The 24,894-nt window shown below is 57.4% G+C and carries 14 protein-coding genes; 7 read left to right on the top strand and 7 right to left on the bottom strand.

Annotation, left to right across the window (positions count from 1 at the left end):
* Positions 1-6: 6 nt before the first annotated feature.
* From J5J10_RS00220 to J5J10_RS00200, 5 genes are all read right to left on the bottom strand, one after another.
* Entirely contained in the window at positions 7-1,170 is a 1,164-nt protein-coding gene (locus J5J10_RS00220) for a M20 aminoacylase family protein (protein WP_249116635.1), read from the bottom strand.
* The gene (locus J5J10_RS00215; RefSeq protein ID WP_211928335.1) at positions 1,171-1,986 is read right to left on the bottom strand and encodes an ABC transporter permease; all 816 of its coding nucleotides are present in this window, start codon (positions 1,984-1,986) and stop codon (positions 1,171-1,173) included. It abuts the gene before it with no gap.
* A gap of 1 nt (position 1,987) precedes the next feature.
* Positions 1,988-2,716, bottom strand: a complete 729-nt coding sequence (locus J5J10_RS00210) for an ABC transporter permease (protein ID WP_211928334.1) — start codon at positions 2,714-2,716, stop codon at positions 1,988-1,990.
* A 74-nt stretch (positions 2,717-2,790) separates the two neighbouring features.
* A complete protein-coding gene (locus tag J5J10_RS00205; RefSeq protein ID WP_211928333.1) occupies positions 2,791-3,570 on the bottom strand; it encodes a transporter substrate-binding domain-containing protein in 780 nt (259 codons plus the stop codon).
* A gap of 42 nt (positions 3,571-3,612) precedes the next feature.
* The gene (locus tag J5J10_RS00200) at positions 3,613-4,386 is read right to left on the bottom strand and encodes an ABC transporter ATP-binding protein (protein ID WP_211928332.1); all 774 of its coding nucleotides are present in this window, start codon (positions 4,384-4,386) and stop codon (positions 3,613-3,615) included.
* A gap of 227 nt (positions 4,387-4,613) precedes the next feature.
* Here J5J10_RS00200 and J5J10_RS00195 point away from each other — a divergent pair, with 227 nt between their 5' ends.
* The 6 genes from J5J10_RS00195 to J5J10_RS00170 all read left to right on the top strand — a co-directional run bounded on the left by J5J10_RS00195 (position 4,614) and on the right by J5J10_RS00170 (position 18,405).
* The gene (locus J5J10_RS00195) at positions 4,614-5,468 is read left to right on the top strand and encodes an arginine deiminase family protein (protein ID WP_211931089.1); all 855 of its coding nucleotides are present in this window, start codon (positions 4,614-4,616) and stop codon (positions 5,466-5,468) included.
* Positions 5,465-6,100: a TetR family transcriptional regulator C-terminal domain-containing protein gene (locus J5J10_RS00190; protein ID WP_211928331.1), complete on the top strand. Its 636-nt coding sequence runs from the start codon at positions 5,465-5,467 to the stop codon at positions 6,098-6,100. Before J5J10_RS00195 ends, J5J10_RS00190 begins: the two co-directional genes overlap by 4 nt.
* 12 nt (positions 6,101-6,112) lie before the next feature.
* Positions 6,113-7,312: a pyridoxal phosphate-dependent aminotransferase gene (locus J5J10_RS00185; protein WP_211928330.1), complete on the top strand. Its 1,200-nt coding sequence runs from the start codon at positions 6,113-6,115 to the stop codon at positions 7,310-7,312.
* The gene (locus J5J10_RS00180; protein WP_211928329.1) at positions 7,300-8,910 is read left to right on the top strand and encodes a 5-guanidino-2-oxopentanoate decarboxylase; all 1,611 of its coding nucleotides are present in this window, start codon (positions 7,300-7,302) and stop codon (positions 8,908-8,910) included. Before J5J10_RS00185 ends, J5J10_RS00180 begins: the two co-directional genes overlap by 13 nt.
* Positions 8,911-9,023: 113 nt before the next feature.
* A complete protein-coding gene (locus J5J10_RS00175; protein ID WP_211928328.1) occupies positions 9,024-9,707 on the top strand; it encodes an XRE family transcriptional regulator in 684 nt (227 codons plus the stop codon).
* Positions 9,708-9,924: 217 nt separating this feature from the next.
* The gene (locus J5J10_RS00170; protein ID WP_211928327.1) at positions 9,925-18,405 is read left to right on the top strand and encodes a glucoamylase family protein; all 8,481 of its coding nucleotides are present in this window, start codon (positions 9,925-9,927) and stop codon (positions 18,403-18,405) included.
* 72 nt (positions 18,406-18,477) lie between these two features.
* Here the strand turns inward: J5J10_RS00170 and pyc are convergent, their stop codons facing one another.
* Together pyc and J5J10_RS00160 are read right to left on the bottom strand one after the other, a co-directional pair.
* Positions 18,478-21,939: a pyruvate carboxylase gene (gene pyc / locus J5J10_RS00165; RefSeq protein WP_211928326.1), complete on the bottom strand. Its 3,462-nt coding sequence runs from the start codon at positions 21,937-21,939 to the stop codon at positions 18,478-18,480.
* 159 nt (positions 21,940-22,098) lie between these two features.
* The gene (locus J5J10_RS00160; protein ID WP_208552258.1) at positions 22,099-22,839 is read right to left on the bottom strand and encodes a LuxR family transcriptional regulator; all 741 of its coding nucleotides are present in this window, start codon (positions 22,837-22,839) and stop codon (positions 22,099-22,101) included.
* Between the two features lie 295 nt (positions 22,840-23,134).
* Here J5J10_RS00160 and J5J10_RS00155 point away from each other — a divergent pair, with 295 nt between their 5' ends.
* Positions 23,135-24,883, top strand: a complete 1,749-nt coding sequence (locus J5J10_RS00155) for a glucan ABC transporter ATP-binding protein/ permease (protein ID WP_211928325.1) — start codon at positions 23,135-23,137, stop codon at positions 24,881-24,883.
* Positions 24,884-24,894 lie beyond the last annotated feature (11 nt).

The following is a 24,894-nucleotide window of genomic DNA, read 5'->3' as shown; positions in this document are numbered from 1 at the left end:
CGGCCGTCACTTGGACGACAGGTAATCTTCTACCAATTCAACCCAAAACGCCGTGCCTGTTGGCAGAATGTCGTCGTTGAAATCGAACTTCGGATGATGCAGCGGTGGATCGTTTTCCGTCTTCGCGGTCCCGAGAAAAAAGTAAGTGCCCGGCCGCTCCTGCAGCATGAAAGCGAAATCCTCACTCCCCATGATCGGCTGCGGCATGTCGACTACATTCTCCCCGCCTGCAAACCGCATCGCCAGTTGACGGACGTAATCGGTCTCCGACTTGTGATTGATCGTCGGCGGATATCCGCGTTCGTAGTCGATTTCCACGGACACGCCGTAGCTCGCGGCTTGCGCTTCTGCAATCAGGCGGATTCGCCGTTCGAGTTCGTCTCGAACGTTATCGTCCAGCGCACGAATGGTGAGTTTCATCTCTGCCCGCTCGGGAATCACGTTGCTGGCGATACCGCTGTTAAAGGCTCCGACCGTGATGACAGCCGACTGAAGCGGATGAATATTCCGAGAGATCACAGTCTGTAGCGCCATGATAATGCTGGCGCCGGCCACGATCGGGTCGGCAGCTTCCTGCGGCTCGGCTCCGTGTCCGCCACGACCAACAACGGTGATTTTGCATTCATCGGCGGACGCCATGATTGGCCCCTCGCGAAATGCGAACTGACCGAACGGCATGCTGGGATCGTTGTGAAGCGCAAAGATCGCGTCGCAGGGAAATTTGTTGAAGAGACCGTCATCCATCATGATTCTGGCGCCGCCGAAGTTTTCCTCAGCCGGCTGAAAAATCAGATGTACAGTGCCATCGAAACTTTTGCGCTCAGCAAGAATTCGTGCAGCACCCAGCAACATTGCGGTGTGACCATCATGTCCGCAAGCATGCATCACGCCCGGATGCGTGCTGGTGTACTCTGCCCCCGTTTCCTCGAGGATCGGTAGCGCATCGAAGTCCGCCCGGATGCCGACGCTGCGGCGACTCGTGCCGTTTCTCAAGGTTGCAACGACCCCCGTCTTGCCAAGCCCGCGCGCGACCTCGTATCCCATAGCAGCGAGCTGCTCAGCCACAAAATCGGAAGTCTTGAACTCGGACAATCCAATCTCCGGTATCTGGTGAAGATAACGTCGATTTGCGACGATTTCCGGCATATGATTGGAAAACTGGATAGTCATTTACACACCACGCGTTGGAATTCGGTTTTCGAAATAGCGGAAAAATGCGACGAGTGCACCCGTAAGGCAGAGATAGATGAGCGCCAGAAGAAGAAGCGGTTCGTAGGTTAGAAACGTCTCCTGCCGCACCTTGGAAATGACAGCATAGACGTCAACAACGGTAATCGTCGCAACCAGGGGCGTCGACTTGAGTTGGAGGACTGTCTCTCCGTTGAGGGTCGGAAGGGCTCGATTGATCGCACGCGGCAGCCATATTCGCCGAAACATCGTAAACCTATTCATCCCGAAGGCTCGGGCTGCCTCCAGTTCCCCCCTCGGCACTCCGGCGAAGGCACCGCGCATGACCTCTCCTTCATACGCCGCGAAGGAGAGCATTAGCGCCGCAAAACCATAAGGCCAGGCCTGCCGCAGATAGGGCCAGAGGAACGACTGCCTGATCTCGGGATATTGTGCAAAAATGGAGCCGAGACCGTAGTAGAACAACCACAGCTGCAGCAGCAGCGGGGTGCCCCTGATCAGTGTGCAGAAACCTCTTGCTAGCCAGGCCAGCGGCCTTGGTCCAGCCACTTGGACCAATCCGATCGGCACCGCAAGAAGAAAGCCTACAAACGCGGTGGAGAAAAGCAGAACGAGCGTTTCCCAAATGCCGTAAAGGAGGCGCGTCTGGTAACGAGGCAGCCAATCCCACCTCATGAACCATATCGCGCAGAATACGACCAGGGCGAAGAAGGCCATTAATAGGATGCGATGTGGCTCGAGGAGGCGACGCGCGGGAGGCGAAACATAGGCCGGTGATGTCGTGTTCACATCCGGCATCTCAGATCGGCTCCGCAATGCCGCGGCGGGCGCGGCGTTCTATGATCGAGATCACAACGTTGGAGACAAGCGTGAGCGATAGGTAAAGCACGCCGGCCGCGCAGAAAAACAACATGTACGCCTTCGTACTGCCGGCGGCCTGACGCGTAACAAGCGTCAACTCACTAAACCCGACGACCGCCAGAAGGGCCGTGTCCTTCGTTGCGATCAGCCATAGGTTCGCCAGACCCGGAAGAGCAAATGGCAGCATTGCCGGAAGCGTGATGCGCCGCATGATCTTCCAGGGAGACATACCATAGGCCCGGGCCGCTTCGATTTGTCCGGGTGGAACAGCTTTAATGGCACCTCTCAGCACCTCTGTGGAATACGCGCCCTGGACGACGCCAATGACAAAAATCCCCGCAGCCAGGCCGCTGATATCGACCATCGGCAATCCGAAGAGGGTCAATAACGCGTTCACCGCGTCCGTTCCTGCATAATACAGGAGGAGGATCAGCACGAGCTCTGGTACGGCCCTGATCAAGGTTGTGTAAACTTCCAGGAGGTCGCGCAGGATCGGCCCACCATAGAGCTTGCCGGACGCCCCCCCGATCCCGATGACGAGACCAAGCCCATACCCACCAATTGCGAGCTGAAGTGAACTTGCAAAACCGCTCAGAAGGACGCCGCCCCAGCCAGGAGGCGACAAGGCAAGCAGATCGAGATTGAGAAAGCCGGTCTCTGCGGCCATGGGCACGGATCCACGTTGGCGGGCGAGGCCGGCCCGCATCGCGCTAGGATACGGGCCGAAGCGAGGTCGAAGGCTCAGCCGCCGTAGATATCGAAGTCAAAGTACTTCTTCGAGAATGTGTCGTATGTGCCGTTTGCGCGGATCGCCTTGATGGCCGCGTTGATCTTGTCTTTCAACTCCGCGTCGCCCTTGCGCACTCCCACGCCAACGCCTGCGCCAAGGATGGCCGGATCATCCTTCACATTCCCTTTGTGCTCGCAGCAGGTGCCCGCATCCGACTTGAGGAACGCATCGAGTGCGATGGCATCAGCCTGTACCGCATCGATGCGGCCTGCGGCCAAATCCTGGTTCGCCTCATCCTGCGTCTGATATTCCTTGATCTCGGCAGCAGTCGGACCGAAATATTTCTGGGCATAGTCGGCGTGTACGGTCGATACTTGGACGCCAATGATCTTCCCGGCAAGCCCTTCCGGCGTCGCTTCGAACGCCTCTTCCTTGGGTCCGATAATCCCCGTCGGGGTGTTGTAGTACTTGTCTGAAAAATCGATCGTCTTCAGTCGCTCCTCGGTAATCGACATCGAACCGACGATCATGTCGATTTTGTTGGACGTCAGCGCCGGGATGATGCCGTCCCAAGCTACGGGTGTGATGACGCACTCGAGTTTTGCCTCGGCGCAGATCGCTTCCATGAACTCGACCTCCCAGCCGACCCACTTGCCCGCGGCGTCTGGCGACGTGAACGGCGGGTAGGGTTCGGCAGCGAAGCCTACTTTTACCTCAGCGGCAGAGGCCTGTCCGGTCATGGACACGCCGACCATCAACGAGAAGATCGCGATCTTGAGAATGTTTTTCATGTCTTTCCCCTGTTTTTCGTTGTTTATGCCGGGCTTTGCCGGCTAGTGAATCGAACGGATGAACTTTTTCAAACGCTCGGATTGCGGATCGCCGAACACCTTTGCAGGCGGTCCCTGTTCTTCGATGATGCCGTTGTGCAAAAAGACGATATGGGTCGCGACCTCGCGGGCGAATTTCATTTCGTGTGTTACCAGGATCATAGTCCGCTTCTCGCGCGCGAGATCTCCTATGACACTTAGAACCTCTCCGACGAGTTCAGGGTCGAGTGCGGATGTTGGCTCATCGAAAAGCATGACAAGAGGTTGAACGGCGAGCGCCCGAGCAATGGCGGCACGCTGCTGCTGCCCTCCGGAAAGAAATGCCGGGTAAGCGTCACGCTTGTCGTACAGCCCGACGCGCCGCAGCAAAGTTTCGGCGATCGTCACCGCCTCGTCTCGTTTCATTCCCAAGACATGGATCGGGACTTCTATGACGTTCTGCAAAACGGTCATGTGCTGCCAGAGATTGAAGCTCTGGAAAACCATGCCAAGACGACTGCGGATTTTCTGCACTTGGCGCCGGTCGGCAGGCATCAGACCACCTCGGCCGTCCTTCTTCAGCAAAATCGTCTCGCCGTGCACCGTTACTGAACCGGCCGTAGGCAGTTCCAGCATGTTGATGCAGCGAAGAAACGTCGACTTTCCGGACCCGGAGCCTCCGATCACCGCGATGACATCGCCTTGACTGGCGGAAAGTGAAACCCCCTTCAGAACCTCTAGAGGGCCAAAACGCTTACAGAGGTCGCGCACCTCAATGGCCTGCGCCGTCGTGTCCATTCACACCGCCAATGCCCCGCAACAACGGGGAAGCTGTTGCAACTGTCCCACCGGCAGTGTCTTCCTGGACTGATGCGGCGCCGGCCGTTCGCTCGATCCTTGAAGGCAGTTTTGCACTTGTGCGGTAATTATTCAACCGTATAATAACCGAAGTTCATTGGCGCCTTGAAATCATGACGGCTTGAATTCTGGAGGGGGATAACATCATGGCGCACGGTTCCCAGGAAATGTCCGGTAGACTGAGGCGCGTCCTGATGCGGCGTCCCGGACCGAGCCTCCTGACCGCAGACCCTAAAAAGTGGCACTACGGCCCCACCTTCGACGGAGGCAAGGCAGTAGAGCAGTATCGCGCATTCGTAGCGCTCGTCGAACGTAGCGGCACGGAGATCGTGTGGCTGGAGGATAGCGGCGATGGCCTTGCGGATGCAATGTTCACACATGATCCTTCGCTTGTGACACGACATGGAGCCGTAATCCTGCGAATGGGAAAGCTGCTGCGCTCGGACGAACCCGGCCTGCACGAAAATGCCTATCGCACAGCTGGTATCCCGGTTCTGGGACGGATTGAAGCGCCGGGCACGGTTGAAGGCGGCGACTGCGTCTGGATCGATGAAGAGACACTGGCGATCGGCCGTGGTGTGCGAAGCAACCAGGCTGGAATTGAACAACTCGCGGCAATTCTTGCTCCGCACGGAATAAGCGTTGTCGGATTCGATCTGCCGCTTTGGCAGGGCGAGGAAGCATGCCTTCATCTCATGTCGGTGATAAGTCCGCTGAAGCGGGATCTTGCTCTCGTCCATGCCCCACTTCTGCCCGCAGCCTTCTACTTTCTCTTGAAGGAGCGCGGAATCGGTTTGGTTGTTGCACCGGAAGACGAGTTTGCGGCTAGCAGCGGCCTTAACCTCAATGTTCTGCCAACAGCACCGGGGGAATTGATCATGATCGACGGGTTCCCGGGAACCAAGACCGCTTTGGAAGCCGCTGGCTGCTCTGTCTCGACCTTTCCCGCCGACGCGCTGTGCGTTGCATGCGAGGGCGGCCCCACTTGCCTGACGCGGCCAATCCTCCGGGATCGGTCATGAGCAGGCGAAGCTTCCATCGAGCCGGCGAGGGAGAACGGAGACAGGAACTGATTACCGCAACGCTTGACTGCGTCGCGGAGTTAGGCCTTCAGGGAGCGACCGTACGCCAGATAGCGGCAAAGGCCGGAGTGACCGGAGGGCTCATCAGGCACTACTTTGCCGGCAAGGATGAGATGATGCAGGCCGCCTATGAAGAGCTTATGGCCGGCATGACAGGCGCGGCCATCGCTGCTGCGGACCGGGGCGGCGCAACCGCCCGCGAGCGCCTTCGAGACTTTATTGTGGCCAATCTGACGCCACCCGTAACGGATGGGCGCACCCTGTCTCTTTGGGCGTCCTTTATAAGCCATGTTCGTACTGATCCGACATTCGCCAGAATTCACCGCGAGAGCTACTTGGCTTTCCTGTCGGCGCTGGAACAATTGATTGCCGCATTTCTTCGCGAATGCGACCAGCCCGCCGATCCCGTGCACTGCCGGCAACTAGCCATTGCAATCAACGGCCTGATCGACGGGCTTTGGCTTGAGGGAACGATAGCGGGAGACTTGTTCATGGAAACACCCCTCCCCGCCATCGCCCTGAATTCCGTGGAGGCTCTCCTCGGCGGCTTGAGACTGAGCGACCTGGAGTAAAGTTGAGAAAAGATGCGCTACGCCTCAATCACTGATCGTCTTGCACATCTGGGCTCAGGTAAATGGGCGGTGCATATCAAGGCTCGCCAGATGGCGGCATCTGGACAACCGGTTATCGAGTTGACGATCGGAGAACCGGACATAGCACCCGACCCGGCGCTTCTGGGCGAGGCGAGCAGGGCAATGCACGCCGGCCGTACGCGATATTCGAATGGCCGCGGTGAACCCGCCGTTGTCGCCGCACTCACCGAGAAATATCGAAAGCGGCGACCGGATGTCAGTGAGCGGAATATTCTCTGCTTCCCCGGCACTCAAACGGCTTTGTTCGCAGTTATGCTGGGGCTGGTAGAAACCGGAGACGACGTAATTGTCGGTGATCCACTCTACGCGACGTATGAAGGCGTCATCGCTGCGACCGGAGCGAGGATGGTACCGGTACCTCTGCGGCCGGAGAACCGCTTCCATATGAAAGCCGACGATCTGAAAAAAGCAGCAACGGCAAGATCGAGAGCCGTGCTTCTCAACTCCCCTCACAACCCGACGGGAGCGGTTCTCATACGCGCTGAGATCAAGGCAATCGGCAAGGTCTGCATTGAGCACGATCTGTGGATCGTCTGCGACGAGGTTTACGAGGAGCTGATCTTCGACGCACCCTTCGCCTCACCTTTCGATGATCCCGACCTGGCGTCCCGGACGATTGTCGTCTCCTCGATTTCCAAATCACATGCTGCACCTGGTTTCCGGTCTGGCTGGGCCGCCGGTCCGGTCGAGTTTTGCGACCGCCTTCTACCGGTATCGGAAACCATGCTTTTTGGTGTGCAACCCTTCATAGCCGACATGACTGCCATGGCGGTTTCGGGCTCCTTCGACACTGCCGGCCGGATGCGGGACAACTACCAGCGGAGAGCTAAGCTGGTGGAGCATCGATTGAAGGAGCACGGAAGTCTCGTACCTTTGATGCCGGAAGGCGGAATGTTTCTTCTGATTGATGTTTCCGGGACAGGATTGACCGGTGAGGAGTTCGCTGCGCGCCTTCTCGATGAAAAGCATGTGGCTGTTATGCCGGGTGGCTCGTTTGGAGACCAAGCGCGATCGTTTATCCGAGTATCGCTGACTGTCTCGGACGATCTTCTTGAGAAGGCGTCGGCACGAATAGCGGAACTGGGCGATGAATTGGTGGGGCGGGTGCGGACGAAGACATGGGCATCGTAACAAAGACGGTAGGCGAAGCGCTCATCGATATTCTTGAGGCGAACGGGGTCGACGTCGTATTTGGCATCCCCGGCGTCCACACCGTGGAACTCTATCGCGGCCTTGCAAATTCCAGAATCCGCCATGTCACACCGCGACACGAACAGGGCGCGGGTTTCATGGCGGACGGATATGCGCGCGTCAGCCGAAAGCCGGGGGTTTGTCTCGTGATTACCGGCCCCGGCCTGACCAACACGATTACGGCAATGGCGCAGGCCTACCAGGACTCCGTACCGATGCTCGTGATTTCCGGCGTCAATCCGCGTGCATCTCTCGGCCACGGGCGTGGCCGGTTACACGAACTACCCGACCAACGTGCGATGATTGCCACACTGGCACTGATGTCGCACACCCTGCTCGAACCCGAAGATTTGCCTATCGTCATGGAGCGTGCATTCGCAATATTGCGCTCGGGGAGGCCGGGGCCCGTTCATATCGAGATTCCCACCGATGTCATGGCGAAAAAAATTTCGATTGGCAAAATCGTATCGCCGGTCGTAGCAGGACCGCGAGCAGAACTTTCCCATCTGCTTGATCTCGCGGAGCGCTGCAAGAGCGCGCGCGCCCCGGTAATTCTGTGCGGCGGAGGCGCGGTATCCGCAGCACCCGGAATCGAACTGCTTGCGCAGCGACTTGACGCTCCTGTAGTCACGACTGTCAATGCGCGCGGGATGTTCTCCGGTCATGACTTGTCGGTGCCAGCCAGCCCCAGTCTGAAAGCGGTGCGAAAGCTGATCGCAGCTTCTGATCTGGTGATCGCTCTCGGAACCCAGATGGGTCAAACAGACTATGACATGTATGATGACGCAGGCTTTCCAGTCATATCCCAACTAGTGAGGGTTGATATCGATCTTCAGCAATTGGCGAGGGGACCCGCCGCCTCGCTGTCGCTCCACTCGACCGTCAACAATCTGGTCGATGACCTTCTCTCGTTACTTGAAGGCAATCCCGTCCAGCGCGACGGACGGCGGCGTGCCGGAGAGGTTACGATCGAGGCGCGCGCTGAAATCGGCGAAAAGCTGGAGCGGCAGGTCACCATTCTGGAAACCATTCGCGACACGCTTTCCAATTGCATCATCGTCGGCGACTCTACACAGCCGGTTTATGCCGGCAACCTCTTTTACGAGGCGGGACGCATACACGGGTGGTTCAATGCCGCCACCGGGTATGGTGCACTTGGATACGGGCCTCCAGCCGCCATAGGCGCCAGCTTGGCGGAGCCCACAACGCCGATTGTCTGTCTTGTCGGCGACGGGGGATTGCAGTTTTCTCTAGCAGAGATCGGTTCGGCCAAGGACTGCGGCGCGAACGTCATCTTCCTCGTCTGGAACAATGACGGTTACGGTGAGATCAAAAACTACATGCTTGACTGCGGCATCACACCGGAAGGCGTCACGCCATCCGCACCGGATTTCCAATTGATCGCGTCCGCTTATGGTCTGGCTGCCGAAAAGTTGAGTCACATCTCGGAACTACCCGCCGCACTCTTGAGGGCCGAATCCGCCGCCGGGCCATCGCTAATAGAGATCCACGAAATTCTCACTGCCGGAGTGTCGTGACGCGATGCGGCTTACCTGCCGATCGATGGCCAAGCGCTTGCAATTACGATAAGACCGCTGACAAGTCGGTGACGTGTTCCGGCGGAGTGGGATCAGTTGGCGGGAGAGGGTGAATGGCGGACACACGCCACGGGCGTAAAGCTTCGGCGGCAAAGCCAGAGACAAAGCGCGCCCCGCTGCAGCAGGACCCGCATGCAATTCGCGATCCCAAGGAAAACAATCTCGAACTCGCGATCGGCCACGAGGTGCGCTTCTTTCGCAAGAAGCTAGGTATAACAGGTGCCGACCTCGCGAATGCCACCGGCATCTCGCTAGGGATGCTGTCCAAGATTGAAAACGGCAACACATCCCCTTCGCTGACGACACTGCAATCCCTGGCCAAGGCTCTGGGTGTGCCGCTTAGCGCCTTCTTCAGGCGCTTCGAGGAGGTAAGAAACGCGGTGTATGTGCGGTCAGGCGAAGGGCTCGAATTAGAACGTCGGGGCACCCGGGCTGGACATCAGTATAACCTTCTGGGTCATCTCGATGGTGGTCCTAGCGGGCTTCAAATGGAACCATACCTGATCACATTGACCGCCAAATCAGACGTCTTTCCCACATTTCAGCACGAAGGCATGGAGTTTCTCTACATGCTCGAAGGCGAAGTGAAATACCGTCACGCTGACCGGCTATATACCATGCGACCGGGGGATAGCCTTATGTTCGACGCCGACGCCCCGCATGGACCGGAGGTTCTGGTGAAGTTGCCGATACGTTTCCTCTCCGTGATCTGCTACCAAAGCAGACTGGAAAGCTAGGCATCGCCAAATGAGCCTCTCCGCGGACATGGCACAAAAAAGCCACTATGATAGAAAAGGCACGGACGCCACAAAAGGCGGCTCTCCGACCACTGCATCCGGTCAAGGGACTACCACAGTGTGAGTGCTTACTAGACGATAAAATGGACCGCAGGAACAACAGAACGCACGACGCGTTTCCTGCCGAATGACCAACCCTCAGGAATACTCCGCTAACATGCCCCACGACGTCATGCAGCCGGCTCCCGTGCGCGAAATCGAAACCAAACAGATCGATCACAACGACTCGATCCGCGCCACCTATCTTTCAGTTGAGGAGCTGCAAGAAAAGGCCGCTGAATTGGCAGCGGAAAGCGGAACCGAACTCCCCGGATTCTTTGCCTTCGATTTCTTCGCAAGACACAAGGAAAGCGAGCAAGAAATCCTTCGGGTTTACCGGACAACGGCGGTCGATGTGGAGTCCGGAGCGACGATCACGCCAGCTGCTGAATGGCTCCTGGACAATCACTACATTATCGAAGAAGCCATTCAGGAGGTCCGGCGGGACTTTCCGCGCCGGTTCTATCGTCAACTGCCAACAATGCGCGTCGGCACGACCGAAATTCCCCGAACGTTGGCGCTTGCCTGGCTGTATGTTGCCCACACCCATAGCACGACGTCACAGGAAAGCCTGACGGCGCTCGTCGAAGGCTTTCAATCGCGACAGGTCCTGGAAATCGGTGAACTCTGGGCGCTGCCTTCGATGGTCCGGTATGTCCTGATCGAGAATCTGCGACGGATTTCTACCCGTGTGGAGCGCTCTCGTCGTATGCGGCGCCGAGCAAACGAAGTTGCCGACGAAATCATCCGTCTGGGTGACCCAGATGCGAGTGATGAGCTACTGAAGCGAATTGAGGATCTGGCAGAAGACAACACGTTCGCCACGCAATTCGTATACCGGCTCCGAAACGGCTCGCAGAACACAAGCTTTGCGGTGACATGGCTCGAGAAGAGGCTTGAGCGAGCAGGCCGGTCCGTCGAGGAAGCCCTAACAGCGGAGCAGAACCGTCTCTCGTCCGGCAATGTAACGATGGGAAACATCGTCCGGAGCCTTCGCGAGATTGACGACACAGAGTGGTCGGTGTGGGTCGAACAGGTGTGTCACGTTGACCGTGTTCTGGGAATGCACACCGACTATCGCGAACTGGATTTTGGTTCACGCAACGCCTACCGCAACACGATCGAGAAGATGGCCCGGCGTTCGGCCCTCACCGAGGTGGAAATCGCGCAAGCGGCAATCGATTTGGCGAATGAAGCAACAGAATCGCGCGAGAGCGAAAGCCTGGCGGACGTAGGAGCATTTCTTGTCGGCAGACAGCGCCGGCAACTGGAGTCGGCAATCGGCTACCGGCCTTCCCTATTGCAACTGCTTGTCCGGCTGATCACCCGCCTGAACTGGCTCGCCATTGCGCTCCCGGTGGTGGGTATCACGCTCGGGGCCCTAGCAATCGTGGCCTGGTTCCTGTTCCAAACGGAGCTCTCAACACCGGTCATCGTACTAATGCTGATGATGATCGCGCTTCCCGCTTCTGAAGGCGCGACCGGCCTTTTCAATACCCTTGTGACGTTTGTCGTGAAGCCGGCGCGTCTCGTCGGCTTCGAATTCAAGGAAGGAATCCCGGAAGCAGCACGAACACTTGTAGCGGTTCCCTGCCTGATTGCAAACAGGGACGAAGTGGACGAACTCGTTCGCAATCTGGAGGTCCACTACCTGACGAACCCGCGCGGGGAGATATACTTCGCCCTGTTGAGCGACTGGCGTGACAGTCAGGTAGAAGAAACCCAAGCAGATATCGAGGTGCTGGAATACGCAAAGCGAGAGATCGCTGAGCTAAATCTCCGATATAACGAAGATGGTAAGACTCGGTTTTACCTTCTTCATCGCCGTCGGCAGTACAATCCCGTCGAGAATTGCTGGATGGGCTGGGAGCGGAAGCGAGGCAAACTCCACGAACTGAATCTGCTGCTACGCGGCGACCGCGACACTTCCTACATCCCGGGCGCTAATGTTGCGCCAGAAAACATACAGTATGTGATGACCCTGGATGCGGATACGCGACTGATGCGCGAAGCCGTCACCAAATTGGTCGGCAAGCTCTACCACCCGATCAACCGGCCGATTGCTGATCCCAAAACCGGCAGAGTGGTCAGCGGATACGGTATTCTACAGCCGCGTGTCACCCCTTCCCTAACGACTGGCAAGGATGCCTCCGTATTCCAGCGCGTGTTTTCAATCAACCGTGGTCTGGATCCCTATGTTTTCACAGTATCTGACGTCTATCAGGACATCACGGGTGAAGGAACGTTCACCGGCAAGGGTCTTTATCATGTCGATGCGTTCGAGGCGGCAATCAAGGGACGTGTCGATGAGAACACCGTGCTTAGCCACGATCTGCTTGAAGGGTCTTTTGCGCGGTGCGCCCTCGTTACTGACGTGGAGCTGGTTGAAGACTTTCCTACCCGCTACGAGGTGGAAATCTCCCGGCAACATCGTTGGGCACGAGGCGATTGGCAGCTACTGCCTTACATTCTCGATCCACTGCGCGGCATAACCGCGCTTGGCCGATGGAAAATGGTCGACAATCTAAGACGGTCGCTCACACCGATTGCGTGGTTTCTCGCCTCCGTGCTCGGCTGGACGACAATGACACCGCTGGCGGCCGTTCTTTGGCAGATGCTTCTCATCTTCTGCCTGTTTGTCGCACCAACGCTATCGCTTCTTTCCGGACTGATACCGCGGTCCAGCGATTTTGTGCCACGCGCGCATTTTCAGTCTGTCTGGACTGAGGCTCGTGCCGCCAATGCCCAGGTGGCGCTTCGCATTGTCTTCATCGCCGACAACGCATGGATGATGGCGGATGCGATACTTCGTTCGCTCTATCGGCTCTTCTATAGCCGAAAATTTCTGCTGGAATGGAAAACGGCTGCCAGCGTTCAATCCGTCGCACAAGGTGATATCGGGTCTTATTACCATTCGATGCGCCATGCGCCTGCGCTCGCAGTGCTGGCACTGACAATCGCGAGCGTCAACGGAACGTTCGGCGTGGTGGTGAGCCTACCATTCGTAGTGCTTTGGGTGCTCTCCCCACTGGTCGCGTGGTATGTGAGCCAATCCGCGGAGACAGAGGATCGACTCGAAGTTCCACCGCAGACACTTTTCGAGCTTAGAAAGATCGCACGTCGGACTTGGCGTTTCTACGAAACCTTCGTGACAGCGGGCGACAACTACCTGCCGCCGGACAACTTCCAGGAAAAGCCAGAACCTATCGTCGCGCACCGAACGTCGCCGACAAATATCGGCGTCTATCTGTTGTCTGTCGTGTCAGCCCGGTACTTTGGCTGGATCAGCTTCGAACAAACCGTCGAGAAGCTTGAGCAGACCCTGTCGACAGTTGACAGGATGGAGAAGCATCGCGGCCACCTATTCAATTGGTATCACACGGATACGCTCAAGACCCTTGGTCCCAGATATATATCCGCCGTCGATAGCGGTAACCTCGCAGGCCACCTCATCGCAATATCTTCGGCGTGCCGAGAATGGGCTGAAGCGCCATCCGCACATCTCCAAGGCAACCTGGACGGCATTGGTGATGTAGGCAGTATACTGGAGGAAGCTCTGAAAGACCTGCCGGACGATCGAAAGATCGTTCGCCCTCTACGACGGCGCCTTGAAGAGAGAATTTCTGGCTTCAGCTCAGCTTTGGCGGCCGTCAAGCGCGAACACGAATTCGCATCCATCCGTATAGCGAATCTTGCGGTTTTGGCACGAGACATCCAGAAGCTCGCCGCCAATCTTCACCATGAGGTACGATCCGAGCAGAGTGCCGAGGTAACGCGGTGGACGGAAGCCTTGGTCTCGACGTGTGAAGCCCATATCGCAGACTCGGCTTCCGACCTCTCCAACATAGAACCCATCCGTCAGAGATTGGTCACGCTTCGCGACAAAAGTCGTGATTTGGCGTTTTCGATGAACTTCACCTTCCTGTTTCGTCCGGAACGGCGCCTGCTGTCCATCGGATACCGTGCAGACAGCCGGGAACTGGACGAGGCTTGCTACGACCTGCTCGCATCGGAATGCCGTCTGACGAGTCTCTTCGCGATCGCCAAGGGAGACTTGCCGACGGAGCACTGGTATCGCCTCGGTCGTCAAGTCGTCCCGATCGGCGCACGCGCGGCGTTGATCTCGTGGTCGGGCTCCATGTTCGAATACTTGATGCCGCCGCTCGTGATGCAGGAAAGGCAGGGCGGAATCCTTAACCAGACGAACAACCTTGTCGTCCAGGAACAGATGAATCATGGCCGTCGGCTGAATGTTCCATGGGGCATCTCCGAGGCCGCATTCAATGCGCGCGATCACGAATTGACCTATCAGTACACCAATTTCGGCGTACCGACCTTAGGCCTCAAGCGCGGCTTGGGCCAAAACGCCGTGATTGCGCCCTACGCATCTATTCTGGCCAGCCAGTACTATCCCGAAGCAGCGCTTGAAAATCTTCAACGACTGAGAAAGCTCGGAGCTTTAGGCGCCTATGGCTTTCATGACGCTGTCGATTTCACACCCACACGCGTACCGGATGGCAAGAGGTGCGCAGTTGTCTACAATTACTACGCCCATCATCACGGCATGTCGATTGCGGCGATCGCCAACGTGGCCTTCAACGGACGTCTGCGCGAACTCTTCCATGCAGATCCGGTAATTGAGGCCGCCGAACTCCTCTTGCAGGAAAAAGCACCGCGCGAAATACCCGTAATGAGCGCGAAACACGAGTCGAGTGTGCCTGGGAAGGGCCAGGCTGATCTATTGCGTCCGGAGATCAGGACGGTCACGGATCCGGCATCGAAGGACCGGGAACTGGTCTTCCTGTCGAACGGCCACTATTCGGTTGTTCTGTCGGCAACGGGATCAGGATTCTCTCGGTGGAATGGCCAAGCCGTCACCAGATGGAAAGCAGATCCAACCGAAGACCGTTCCGGTACCTTCATCTTCTTGCGGGACACGGCAAGTGGCGACTGGTGGTCTGCGACGGCCACACCCCGCCGCGCAGAGGATGAAAAAACCAAGGTCATATTTGGCGACGACAAGGCCGAATTCTTCAAGACTGTCGGTGACATATCGAGCAGCGTCGAGTGCATCGTGGCTACAGAGCACGACGCCGAAGGTCGCCGCGTGACGCTTCTGAATACGGGGCCCGAGGATCGTTACATCGAGGTCACGTCGTACTTGGAACCGGTCCTCGCAATGGATGAAGCCGACAACGCGCATCCACTATTCTCGAAGATGTTCCTTCGCACCGAGTTCGGGAAGCGAAAGGACGTGATCCGGGTTGAGCGCAACAAGCGAAGCCCTGGCGACCCGGATATGTGTCTCGCGCACTTGGTGGTCGACAATGCGGGACCCGGTCGCCCCACGGAATTTGGAACCGACCGAATGGCGTTTATCGGACGAGGCAGGACCCTGTCCGACGCCGCTGCCTTCGATCGGGACGCCACGCTCTCCGGCACCGAAGGCTTCACGCTGGATCCGATTCTCAGCCTCCGCCGTATTGTACGAGTGCCTTCGGGCAAGAAGGTCAATGTGATTTTCTGGACCATCGCGGCGCCCAACCGCGAGGAAATCGACCAGGCTATCGACCGGTACCGTCATCCGGACGCCTTCAGCCATGAACTCATCCACGCATGGACCCGAGTTCAGGTCGAAATGCGGCACATCGGCATCACATCCCAGCAGGCTGCGGCTTTCCAGCACCTTGGGCGTTACCTGGTGTATCCGGAAACGCACCTGCGCGCCGACCCGGAAACGGTACGCAATGGCCTGGCGTCTCAACGAAGCCTTTGGCCGTTGGCCATATCCGGCGACTATCCCATCTTCGCCCTGCGCATCAACGATGACATGGACATCGACATTGCACGCGAAGCATTAAGTGCACAGGAATATCTCCGGCGTCGCGGTATCGTCGCCGATCTCGTGATCGTAAACGAGCGGGCATCGTCCTACGCGCAGGATATGCAACATGCGCTGGACGCGCTGTGCGAGAACCTTCGACACACACAAGGAGACGGCGTAAAGCCGCACGTTTTCGCGGTTCGACAGGACCTGATGGAAGAGAGCACTTGGAATGCGCTTCTGGCAGCTGCGCGTGTCGTCCTCCATGCACGGAACGGCAAGATCGTCGATCAGATAAACCGCGCGGTATCGCTCTATTCTTCGCCGCGCGGCGGAGAAGGGCGTGATGCGGAATGGTACGGCCGAATACCCGCGTCTTTGCTGCCAAAATCAGACAGGGAGCTGACTACAGCCGATCTCGATCTCTGGAACGGGTTTGGCGGATTTAGCAAGGATGGAAGCGAATATATCGTTCGTCTGCAGGCCGGTGAGACAACGCCTCACCCATGGATCAATGTCATCGCCAACGAACAGTTCGGCTTTCATGTGTCGGCTGAGGGATCGGGTTTCACCTGGAGCGAGAATTCTCGCGACTACCAACTGACCCAATGGTCAAACGATCCGGTGGTCGATCGCTCCGGTGAAGCTTTCTACATCACGGACCTGGACAGCGGCGAGGTTTATTCTCCGACAGCCTCCGCCAACCTTCGTCCTGACAGTACGTTCGAGACGCGTCATGGTCTAGGCTATTCCGTTTTTGAGGCCATTCACAAGGATGTCACAACAACGCTAACCCAAACCGTAGCAAGGACGCTCCCTGTCAAGCTGAGCCGCTTGACGATCCGAAACACATCGCTCGAAAAACGACGTCTGCGTTGCTATGCGCTGGTAGAGTGGGTTCTGGGTAATAATTCGCAGAAGACGGCGCCATTCGTGTTGTCCAACTTCGACGAGGAAACTGGCAGCCTTTTCGCCACAAATCCGTACAGCATAGACTATGCTAGCCGCCATGCCTTCTTCGGAGCGTCAGTACGACCGGACAGCTTCACCACGAGCCGGCGGGAATTCGTCGGGCGAAACGGCTGCATCAAGCTTCCGCAGGCGGTAGCGCGATCCTCTGCGCTTCAAAATACCACGGAAAGCGAAGGCGACCCCTGCGCCGCCCTGGCTTTCGATATCGAGCTAGCCCCTGGCGAGACGCGGGATTTGGTCTTCAGCCTGGGAGACGGTGGTTCGAGAGACGAGGCAGGGGACGTTTTAGACAAGGTTTCCGCGATATCCTTTGACGATGTCCTCGACAAGCAGAAGAACTTCTGGCTCGACTTCACCGGCAGAGTAAAGGTGCACACGCCGGATATCGCTCTCAACAACCTGGTGAATTTTTGGCTCCCTTACCAAACCTATGGATGCCGTATGATGGCGAGAGCAGCCTTCTACCAGGCAAGCGGTGCGTATGGTTTCCGTGACCAGTTGCAGGACTCGTTGAGTCTTCTCCTTCACGATTCGGGGATTGCGAGACGGCAGATCATCGCCGCCGCTGGGCGTCAGTTTCGCGAGGGTGATGTACAACACTGGTGGCTGCCGCAGACCGGCGCAGGCGTTCGCTCATCGATATCGGACGACGTCGTTTGGCTTTCGTATGCCATCGACCGTTACATCAAGGCGACGGGCGACGCCGGTATCCTTGACGAGCGTATACCCTTCCTTGTGGGACCGGAGCTGAAGCCCGGTATCCACGATGCATTCTTTCAGCCTGAGACTTCGGAACACGATGCCGATCTCTATGAACACGCAGCATGCGCGTTGGATCTCGCCATACAAAGAACCGGTGAACATGGCCTGCCACTGATACTGGGGGGCGACTGGAACGACGGAATGAACCGGGTCGGGGAAGCCGGGCGTGGAGAAAGCGTCTGGCTTGGCTGGTTCTTGGGTCAAGCGCTACGAGACTTCATCCCTTACGCGGAGAGCCGTGGCGATCTCGTCAGAATGACGAGATGGAGGAAGCATCTGACCGAACTTACACAGTCATTGGACGTGCAGGCGTGGGACGGAAGCTACTACAGGCGCGGCTACTTTGATGACGGATCTGCGCTCGGCGCATCGGAGTCGCTTGAGTGCCGGATCGATTCGATCGCGCAGTCCTGGAGCGCGCTTTCGGACCTCGGAACACCCGACAAACAAGCGTTGGCACTCCAGGCCGCCTACGACGAACTCGTTGATCAGGAGACCGGGATCATCCGTCTCTTCACCCCACCCTTTGTGCGGAGTGAGAAAGATCCGGGCTACATTAAGGCCTATCCGCCCGGAGTCCGGGAGAACGGGGGGCAATATACGCATGCAGCCATCTGGCTCGGAATGGCTTTTGCGCGTCACGGCGACACCGGTAAGGCGTGGCAGAGTTTCTCAATACTGAACCCGGCGAACCGCACCACCACCAGGAGTGACGCGGAGACCTATCGCGTCGAGCCCTATGTCATAGCCGCTGATGTTTACGGGGCTGAACATTATGGCGGCCGCGGCGGCTGGAGCTGGTATACCGGATCGGCCGGATGGCTCCATCACTTCGCACTTAGCGGATTGCTGGGCATCGAGCGTCGTGGCGATCGATTGCATGTCTCGCCGCTTCTGCCGGACCATTGGCAGAACTTCTCCGCGGAGCTGGCGCTGGCAGGAAAGACTTTTTCAATCACAGTGGATCGCTCAGGTCAGGGATACACTGTAAGCGTAAACGGCGAAGAGCTTCCGGAACCCAGTCGGGGCATAGATATCTGATAAGAATTCAAAATGGAAAGGGCGGCAACAGCGCCGCCCTTTCTTTGTCAGCCAACATTACGCGCGCTCAGACTAGTCCGCAAAGACAACCAGAAGATCTTTGGCATCAATCTGGTCGCCGGTACGGACGAGGATTTCGGACACGATCCCGTCGCGATCGGCATGAAGCGCCGTTTCCATCTTCATCGCTTCGATCGAAAGCAACACGTCCCCGCTCTTTACGGCTTGACCGGCCACAACTGCTACTGTCGATATCACCCCCGGCATCGGCGCGCCGATATGGGCACTATTGCCCGGCTCCATCTTGCGTCGAACTGCCGAACCGGAAGCGCCGTGCGCACGATCGGGAACTTTGACGCGACGCGGCTGACCATTGAGTTCGAAGAAGACGGTAATCATGCCCTTGTCATCGGTCGCACCCATGGCCTGATTGACGATGACAAGCGTCTTGCCCTTCTCCAAATCGACGAAAAGTTCCTCGCCGACTGGCAGACCGTAGAAATACGAAGGCGTGGGCAAGACCGAGACCGGACCGTACAAATCCGCGGCCAGCGCAAAGTCGGTAAAAACCTTCGGATACATCAGGTATGACGCGAGCTCGAAGTCATTGATCTGACGGCCTAGTTTCTCCTCAAGCGCCGTTCGCTCACGCTCAAGATCTGTCTCAGGAATGAGTGACCCGGGACGAACGACGTAAGGCTCCTCACCCTTCAACGCCTTACGCTGCAGAGCCTCCGGCCAGCCCATAGGTGGCTGACCAAGATCACCCCGCAGCATGGACACCACCGATTCAGGGAAGGACACGTCCCGCGAAGGATCAACCACGTCGTCGACGGAAAGGTCCTGGCTCACCATCATAAGGGCCATGTCACCAACCACTTTCGACGATGGTGTCACCTTGACGATGTCACCGAACATCTGGTTCGCGTCGGCATATGCCTGCGCCACCTCATGCCACCGTGTCTCCAGCCCAAGCGAGCGAGCCTGCTCCTTGAGATTGGTGAACTGTCCACCCGGCATCTCATGCAGATAAACCTCCGACGCTGGGCCCTTAAGATCGCTTTCAAAGGCGGCATACTGATTTCGAACGGCCTCCCAGTAGAAGGAGAGCTTTCGGATCCATTGAGGATCAAGACCCGGATCACGCTCGGAACCCCGAAGAGCCTCGACGATGGAACCAAGGCAAGGTTGCGACGTGTTCCCGGAAAGGGCATCCATGGCAGCGTCGACAGCGTCAACGCCGGCATCCACCGCTGCGAGCACCGTTGCCGCTGCAATCCCCGACGTGTCATGCGTATGAAAGTGGATCGGAAGATCCGTCGCCTCACGAAGTGCCTTGAAAAGGATTTTGGCAGCGGCAGGCTTCAACAGCCCCGCCATATCTTTCACGGCGATGATATGAGCACCGGCCTTCTGCAACTCCTCGGCCAGGGACACGTAGTATTTCAGGTCATACTGCGGACGAGCGGAATTGAGGATGTCACCTGTGTAGCAGATGGCAGCCTCGCACAGCTTGTTCTCCTCTGCCACCGCGTCCATCGAGACGCGCATGTTCTCCACCCAGTTAAGGCAATCGAAGACACGGAAGAGATCCACCCCACCAGCCGCCGCCTGCCGCACAAAGAATTTGACGACATTGTCGGAATAGTTCTTGTACCCGACGCCATTGGCCCCGCGCAGCAACATCTGCAGGAGGAGGTTCGGAGCACCTTCCCGAACAAGAGCAAGACGCTCCCAAGGATCCTCCGTCAGAAAACGCATGGAAACGTCGAACGTCGCGCCACCCCAGCACTCCAGGGAAAGAAGTTGCGGCAACGCTCGCGCGTAAGTCGCTGCGGCACGGGCAATGTCGTATGTTCGCATGCGCGTTGCCAGCAGTGATTGGTGACCGTCGCGCATGGTCGTGTCGGTGATCAGTACACGCGTTTCGTTGCGCATCCATTCCGCAAACTTCGCCGGCCCAAGCGTATCGAGAAGTTGCTTGGTGCCATCGGGGACAGCTACGTCGATGAAGGGGACAACCGGTTCAGCAGCATCTTCGAGAGGACGGGGACGCCCCTTTGCTTCCGGATGGCCATTCACCGTCACGTCCGCAAGATAGGTCAGCAGTTTGGTGGCACGGTCCTGTCGTTTGACCTGAGCGAACAGTTCCGGCGTCGAATCGATAAACCGTGTTGTATAGCTGTTGTCGCGGAACTTTGGATGCCCGATGATCGCTTCAAGGAATGTAAGGTTGGTTGCCACGCCCCGGATACGGAACTCGCGCAAAGCCCGGTCCATGCGTTGGATTGCTTCGTGCGGCGTCGGCGCCCACGCGGTCACTTTTTCCAGCAGCGGATCGTAGTAGCGGGTTATGACCGCGCCGGAATAGGCGGTTCCTCCATCCAGACGAATGCCGAAGCCGGTTGCACCGCGATAGGCGGTTATCCTGCCATAGTCAGGGATAAAATTGTGTTCGGGATCCTCCGTAGTGATGCGGCACTGGAGGGCGTGTCCATTGAGCCGAATGTCCTGTTGCCTCGGCACGCCGGACTCCTCGTTGCCGATAGCATGCCCGTCCAGGATATGGATCTGCGCCTTGACGATATCGATTCCGGTGACGACCTCGGTGACGGTATGCTCGACCTGAATACGCGGATTGACCTCTATGAAGTAGAACTTCCCGGTATCCGAATCCATAAGGTACTCGACCGTGCCTGCGCCGACGTAGTTGGTGGCCTGCGCAATCTTGAGCGAATAGCCTGCGAGCTCCTGGCGCTGGGCATCGGTGAGATACGGCGCAGGCGCCCGTTCCACCACTTTCTGGTTCCTCCGCTGGATGGAGCAATCGCGCTCGAAGAGATGGACGACGTTTCCGTGCGTGTCTCCGAGTATTTGGCTCTCGACGTGACGAGCGCGCTCCACCAGCTTCTCTAGATAGACTTCGTCCTTGCCAAACGCAGCTTTTGCCTCTCGCTTGGCCTCGGTCACCTCCCGGATGAGGTCTTTGGGGTCACGGATCGCACGCATCCCTCGCCCGCCACCGCCCCACGATGCTTTTAACATCACCGGGTATCCAACCTCTTCGGCCAGCCGGTGAATTTCCGTCTCGTCATCGGGCAAGGGATCAGTGGCCGGCACGACGGGCACGCCAACCGAAATCGCCAGATTGCGCGCGGCGACCTTGTTGCCCAGTTGCCGCATCGTATCCGAGCGCGGACCGATGAATGTCAGCCCTGCCGCGTTGCAAGCCTCCACGAACTCCGGGCTTTCGGAAAGAAGGCCATAGCCGGGATGAATCGCATCAGCTCCTGAGAGCTTCGCAACCCGGATCACTTCGTCGATCGACAGATAGCTCTCGATAGGTCCGAGATCTCTCGAAAGATGAGGTCCTCGTCCGACCTGATAACTCTCGTCGGCCTTGAAGCGATGCAGGGACAGCTTGTCTTCCTCGGCCCAGATGGCAACCGTTTTAAGCCCCAGTTCGTTAGCCGCCCGGAACACGCGGATCGCTATTTCAGATCGATTGGCTACGAGAATCTTGGAAATTGGCAAAACGAACTCCTCCTAAGTCGGCCGCACACAATGTTGCAGTGCGAAATTCATAACCTGTTGCAGAAGGAAGTTCAATTTCCCGTCATATTGGAATCGTCACAGGCGGCGGTCTGCGGACCACGGACATTTGCCGTAGCGATTGCAGCCGCTGAAGGTCGCTCAGGTGATCAAACCGCGACGAAAGGCGAGGGCGACGACATGTTGACGGTTCTTGGCGTTGAGCTTGTCCTGGATCCCGTTCATGTACCAATCGACAGTATGGTTCGAGATTGCCAACACCTTGCTGATCTCGTTTGAGGTCATCCCATCCGCGAGGTAACTCAAGACCTCCATCTCGCGCCTCGTGAGTTTAGCCTCGACATTGCGAACGTTTTCCAGCTCAGCGGCTTTTTTCGTGACCTCAAGATATCGCCAGAATACCCGCTTCGCGACGGCATCGAACAAGGCCATTTCCATGGGAGAGAGGTCAGCGCCCTTTCCGCCAATGGACATGTTTCCGAGCAGGCCATTGCGGCTATGAATCGGAAAGATATAGCCATCTTCCAGGCCGAAACGTGCCGCATCACTCATCATCCGTTCCATCCGCGTCCGATGGGGATCCGAACGAAATGCCGATAGCGCCTCCCTCCACCGGAACCCTCGTTGGGCAACACCCAGATATCGGACCGTGGGATCGCTGACGATGTATTTCTTTGCGACATAAGTTTCGAGCCAACGTTCAGGCCAACGGCCGGCAAGAACCAGCTGCATCTGGTCGTCGAGTGGTCTCTGTTGCCGCGTCACACCGTAGTAATCGAAGCGGTAGGCCGCTAGCAGCGTCTCTAGCGCCGATGTGATATCGCTAGCAGTCCGGCATTCAGTAACCGTGGTCAAAAATTGAGTGATCTTATCAACGTTCACGATATTCCCCGACCGGCGCTGCCGAAGAATCGCACAGGGCCTCAATAGCGTCTAAAAGCGAGCACAGTACGTTAGAGACCATTTAACGTAGAGTGCCAAATCTTGCCTTCCAACATAAAATTGCGTGTGTGAGAGACCCTGTGGAAACTGGTGGAACAAGTGCTCGCGTTCAAATTGGTCGGAAATCGCAGCAGAACCTCGGGCAGGGGATTTTCGCCTCTGCCCGTGGCATATTGACTATCGTTTGGAATATGCGACATCCCGGGTGAGATCGCAAACAGTCAGGACGCATCGATTGTCTCTACTCCAGGTCTATGTTCGAGCATTGAGTTACCTGGCCGCGTACAAGGCGAAAACGACCGTGATCGTGATCGCCAATATTGTGCTGGCGGTTATCACCATTGCAGAGCCGATCTTGTTCGGTCGCATAATTGATGCGATCTCTGAAGGCGCGGACGCAAGTGGTGTTTTGTTGATTTGGGCCGGGTTTGGTGTCTTCAACACGATCGCGTACGTGCTCGTGGCCCGTGAGGCTGACCGCTTGGCGCATGGCCGAAGGGCATCGCTGTTGACCGAAGCCTTCAGTCGCATCATTTCGATGCCGCTGGCATGGCATCACATGCGCGGAACGTCGAATGCACTGCACACCCTGTTACGGGCTAGCGAGACATTGTTTGGTCTTTGGCTGGAATTCATGCGGACACACCTGGCGACGTTTGTCGCTCTGGCCTTGCTCATTCCAACCGCATTTTCGATGGATGCCCGCCTGAGCGCTGTACTGCTGGTCCTCTCGTTTCTTTATCTGATGATAGGTAAGACCGTGATGGTCAAGACGAAGGAGGGACAAGCCTCCGTCGAGGGGCACTATCACACGGTCTTTTCGCACGTGAGCGACTCCATTTCCAATGTGTCGGTTCTGCACAGCTACAATCGCGTGGAAGCGGAAACGCGCGCATTGAAAAAATACACCGACGACCTGCTGGCGGCCCAGTATCCGGTGCTGGACTGGTGGGCAATCGCGAGTGCTCTTAATCGCGTAGCCTCAACCTTGTCGATGCTGATCATACTGGTGATTGGTACGATGCTGGTTCAGGCGGGCGAATTGAAAGTTGGAGACGTCATCGCTTTTACAGGGTTTGCGGGCCTCCTGATTGGCCGACTAGACCAGATGCGCGCCTTTGCTACTCAGATTTTTGAAGCCCGGGCGAAGCTGGAAGAGTTCTACAGACTTGAAGAGTCAGTGCAAGAGCGAGAGGAGCCGGCTGGCGTTTCCGAGTTGAAAGAGGTCATGGGAGCAGTGGAATTCCAAAACGTTTCTTTCGACTTTGCCAATACAACGCAGGGCGTCCACGATCTGAGTTTTTCCGTCGGCGCGGGACAGACGATAGCGATCGTCGGTCCGACAGGAGCAGGAAAGACGACGCTGATCAATCTGCTTCAGAGGGTTTACGATCCCCATCAGGGCAGGATTCTGATCGACGGCATAGATATTTCGACCGTTAGCCGCCGGTCGCTGCGCCACGCCATCGCGACCGTGTTCCAGGATGCTGGACTCCTCAACCGCTCGATCGTCGAGAACATCCGGCTCGGCCGAGAAGATGCAACCGAACCCGAGATCATCAGCGCCGCCGAAGCCGCCGCCGCTACCGAGTTTATCGAAAGCCGCCTCAATGGTTATGACACGCTCGTCGGTGAGCGCGGAAACCGACTATCGGGCGGGGAGCGTCAAAGGATAGCGATCGCGCGGGCGATCCTCAAGAACGCACCGATCCTTGTTCTGGATGAGGCGACCAGTGCGCTCGACGTGGAAACCGAGGGCCGCGTGAAGGAGGCCATCGATCGCCTGCGGAAGGATCGCACGACGTTTATTATCGCGCACCGGCTGTCCACCATTCGTGAAGCCGATATGGTTCTGTTTCTGGATCACGGCCGGATTGTTGAAATCGGCAGCTACGAGCAACTGAGAGATAGCGGCGGCAGATTTGCCAGTCTCTTGCAGGCAAGTGGACTGACGAGTACGGAAACGTCTCCCGCGATTGCCTAACAATTAGATCT

Source organism: Ciceribacter sp. L1K23, assembly GCF_018122705.1.
Lineage (GTDB): Bacteria > Pseudomonadota > Alphaproteobacteria > Rhizobiales > Rhizobiaceae > Allorhizobium.
This window is presented reverse-complemented; position numbering and strand designations above follow the sequence as displayed.

What these genes read in the sequence shown, in the direction of transcription:
- J5J10_RS00220 (WP_249116635.1), bottom strand. Translation starts at nt 1,170, where the DNA reads ATGACTATCCAGTTTTCCAATCATATGCCGGAAATCGTCGCAAATCGA.
- J5J10_RS00195 (WP_211931089.1), top strand. Translation starts at nt 4,614, where the DNA reads ATGTCCGGTAGACTGAGGCGCGTCCTGATGCGGCGTCCCGGACCGAGC.
- J5J10_RS00175 (WP_211928328.1), top strand. Translation starts at nt 9,024, where the DNA reads ATGGCGGACACACGCCACGGGCGTAAAGCTTCGGCGGCAAAGCCAGAG.
- J5J10_RS00210 (WP_211928334.1), bottom strand. Translation starts at nt 2,716, where the DNA reads ATGGCCGCAGAGACCGGCTTTCTCAATCTCGATCTGCTTGCCTTGTCG.
- J5J10_RS00215 (WP_211928335.1), bottom strand. Translation starts at nt 1,986, where the DNA reads ATGCCGGATGTGAACACGACATCACCGGCCTATGTTTCGCCTCCCGCG.
- J5J10_RS00170 (WP_211928327.1), top strand. Translation starts at nt 9,925, where the DNA reads ATGCCCCACGACGTCATGCAGCCGGCTCCCGTGCGCGAAATCGAAACC.
- J5J10_RS00200 (WP_211928332.1), bottom strand. Translation starts at nt 4,386, where the DNA reads ATGGACACGACGGCGCAGGCCATTGAGGTGCGCGACCTCTGTAAGCGT.
- J5J10_RS00190 (WP_211928331.1), top strand. Translation starts at nt 5,465, where the DNA reads ATGAGCAGGCGAAGCTTCCATCGAGCCGGCGAGGGAGAACGGAGACAG.
- J5J10_RS00205 (WP_211928333.1), bottom strand. Translation starts at nt 3,570, where the DNA reads ATGAAAAACATTCTCAAGATCGCGATCTTCTCGTTGATGGTCGGCGTG.
- J5J10_RS00185 (WP_211928330.1), top strand. Translation starts at nt 6,113, where the DNA reads ATGCGCTACGCCTCAATCACTGATCGTCTTGCACATCTGGGCTCAGGT.
- J5J10_RS00180 (WP_211928329.1), top strand. Translation starts at nt 7,300, where the DNA reads ATGGGCATCGTAACAAAGACGGTAGGCGAAGCGCTCATCGATATTCTT.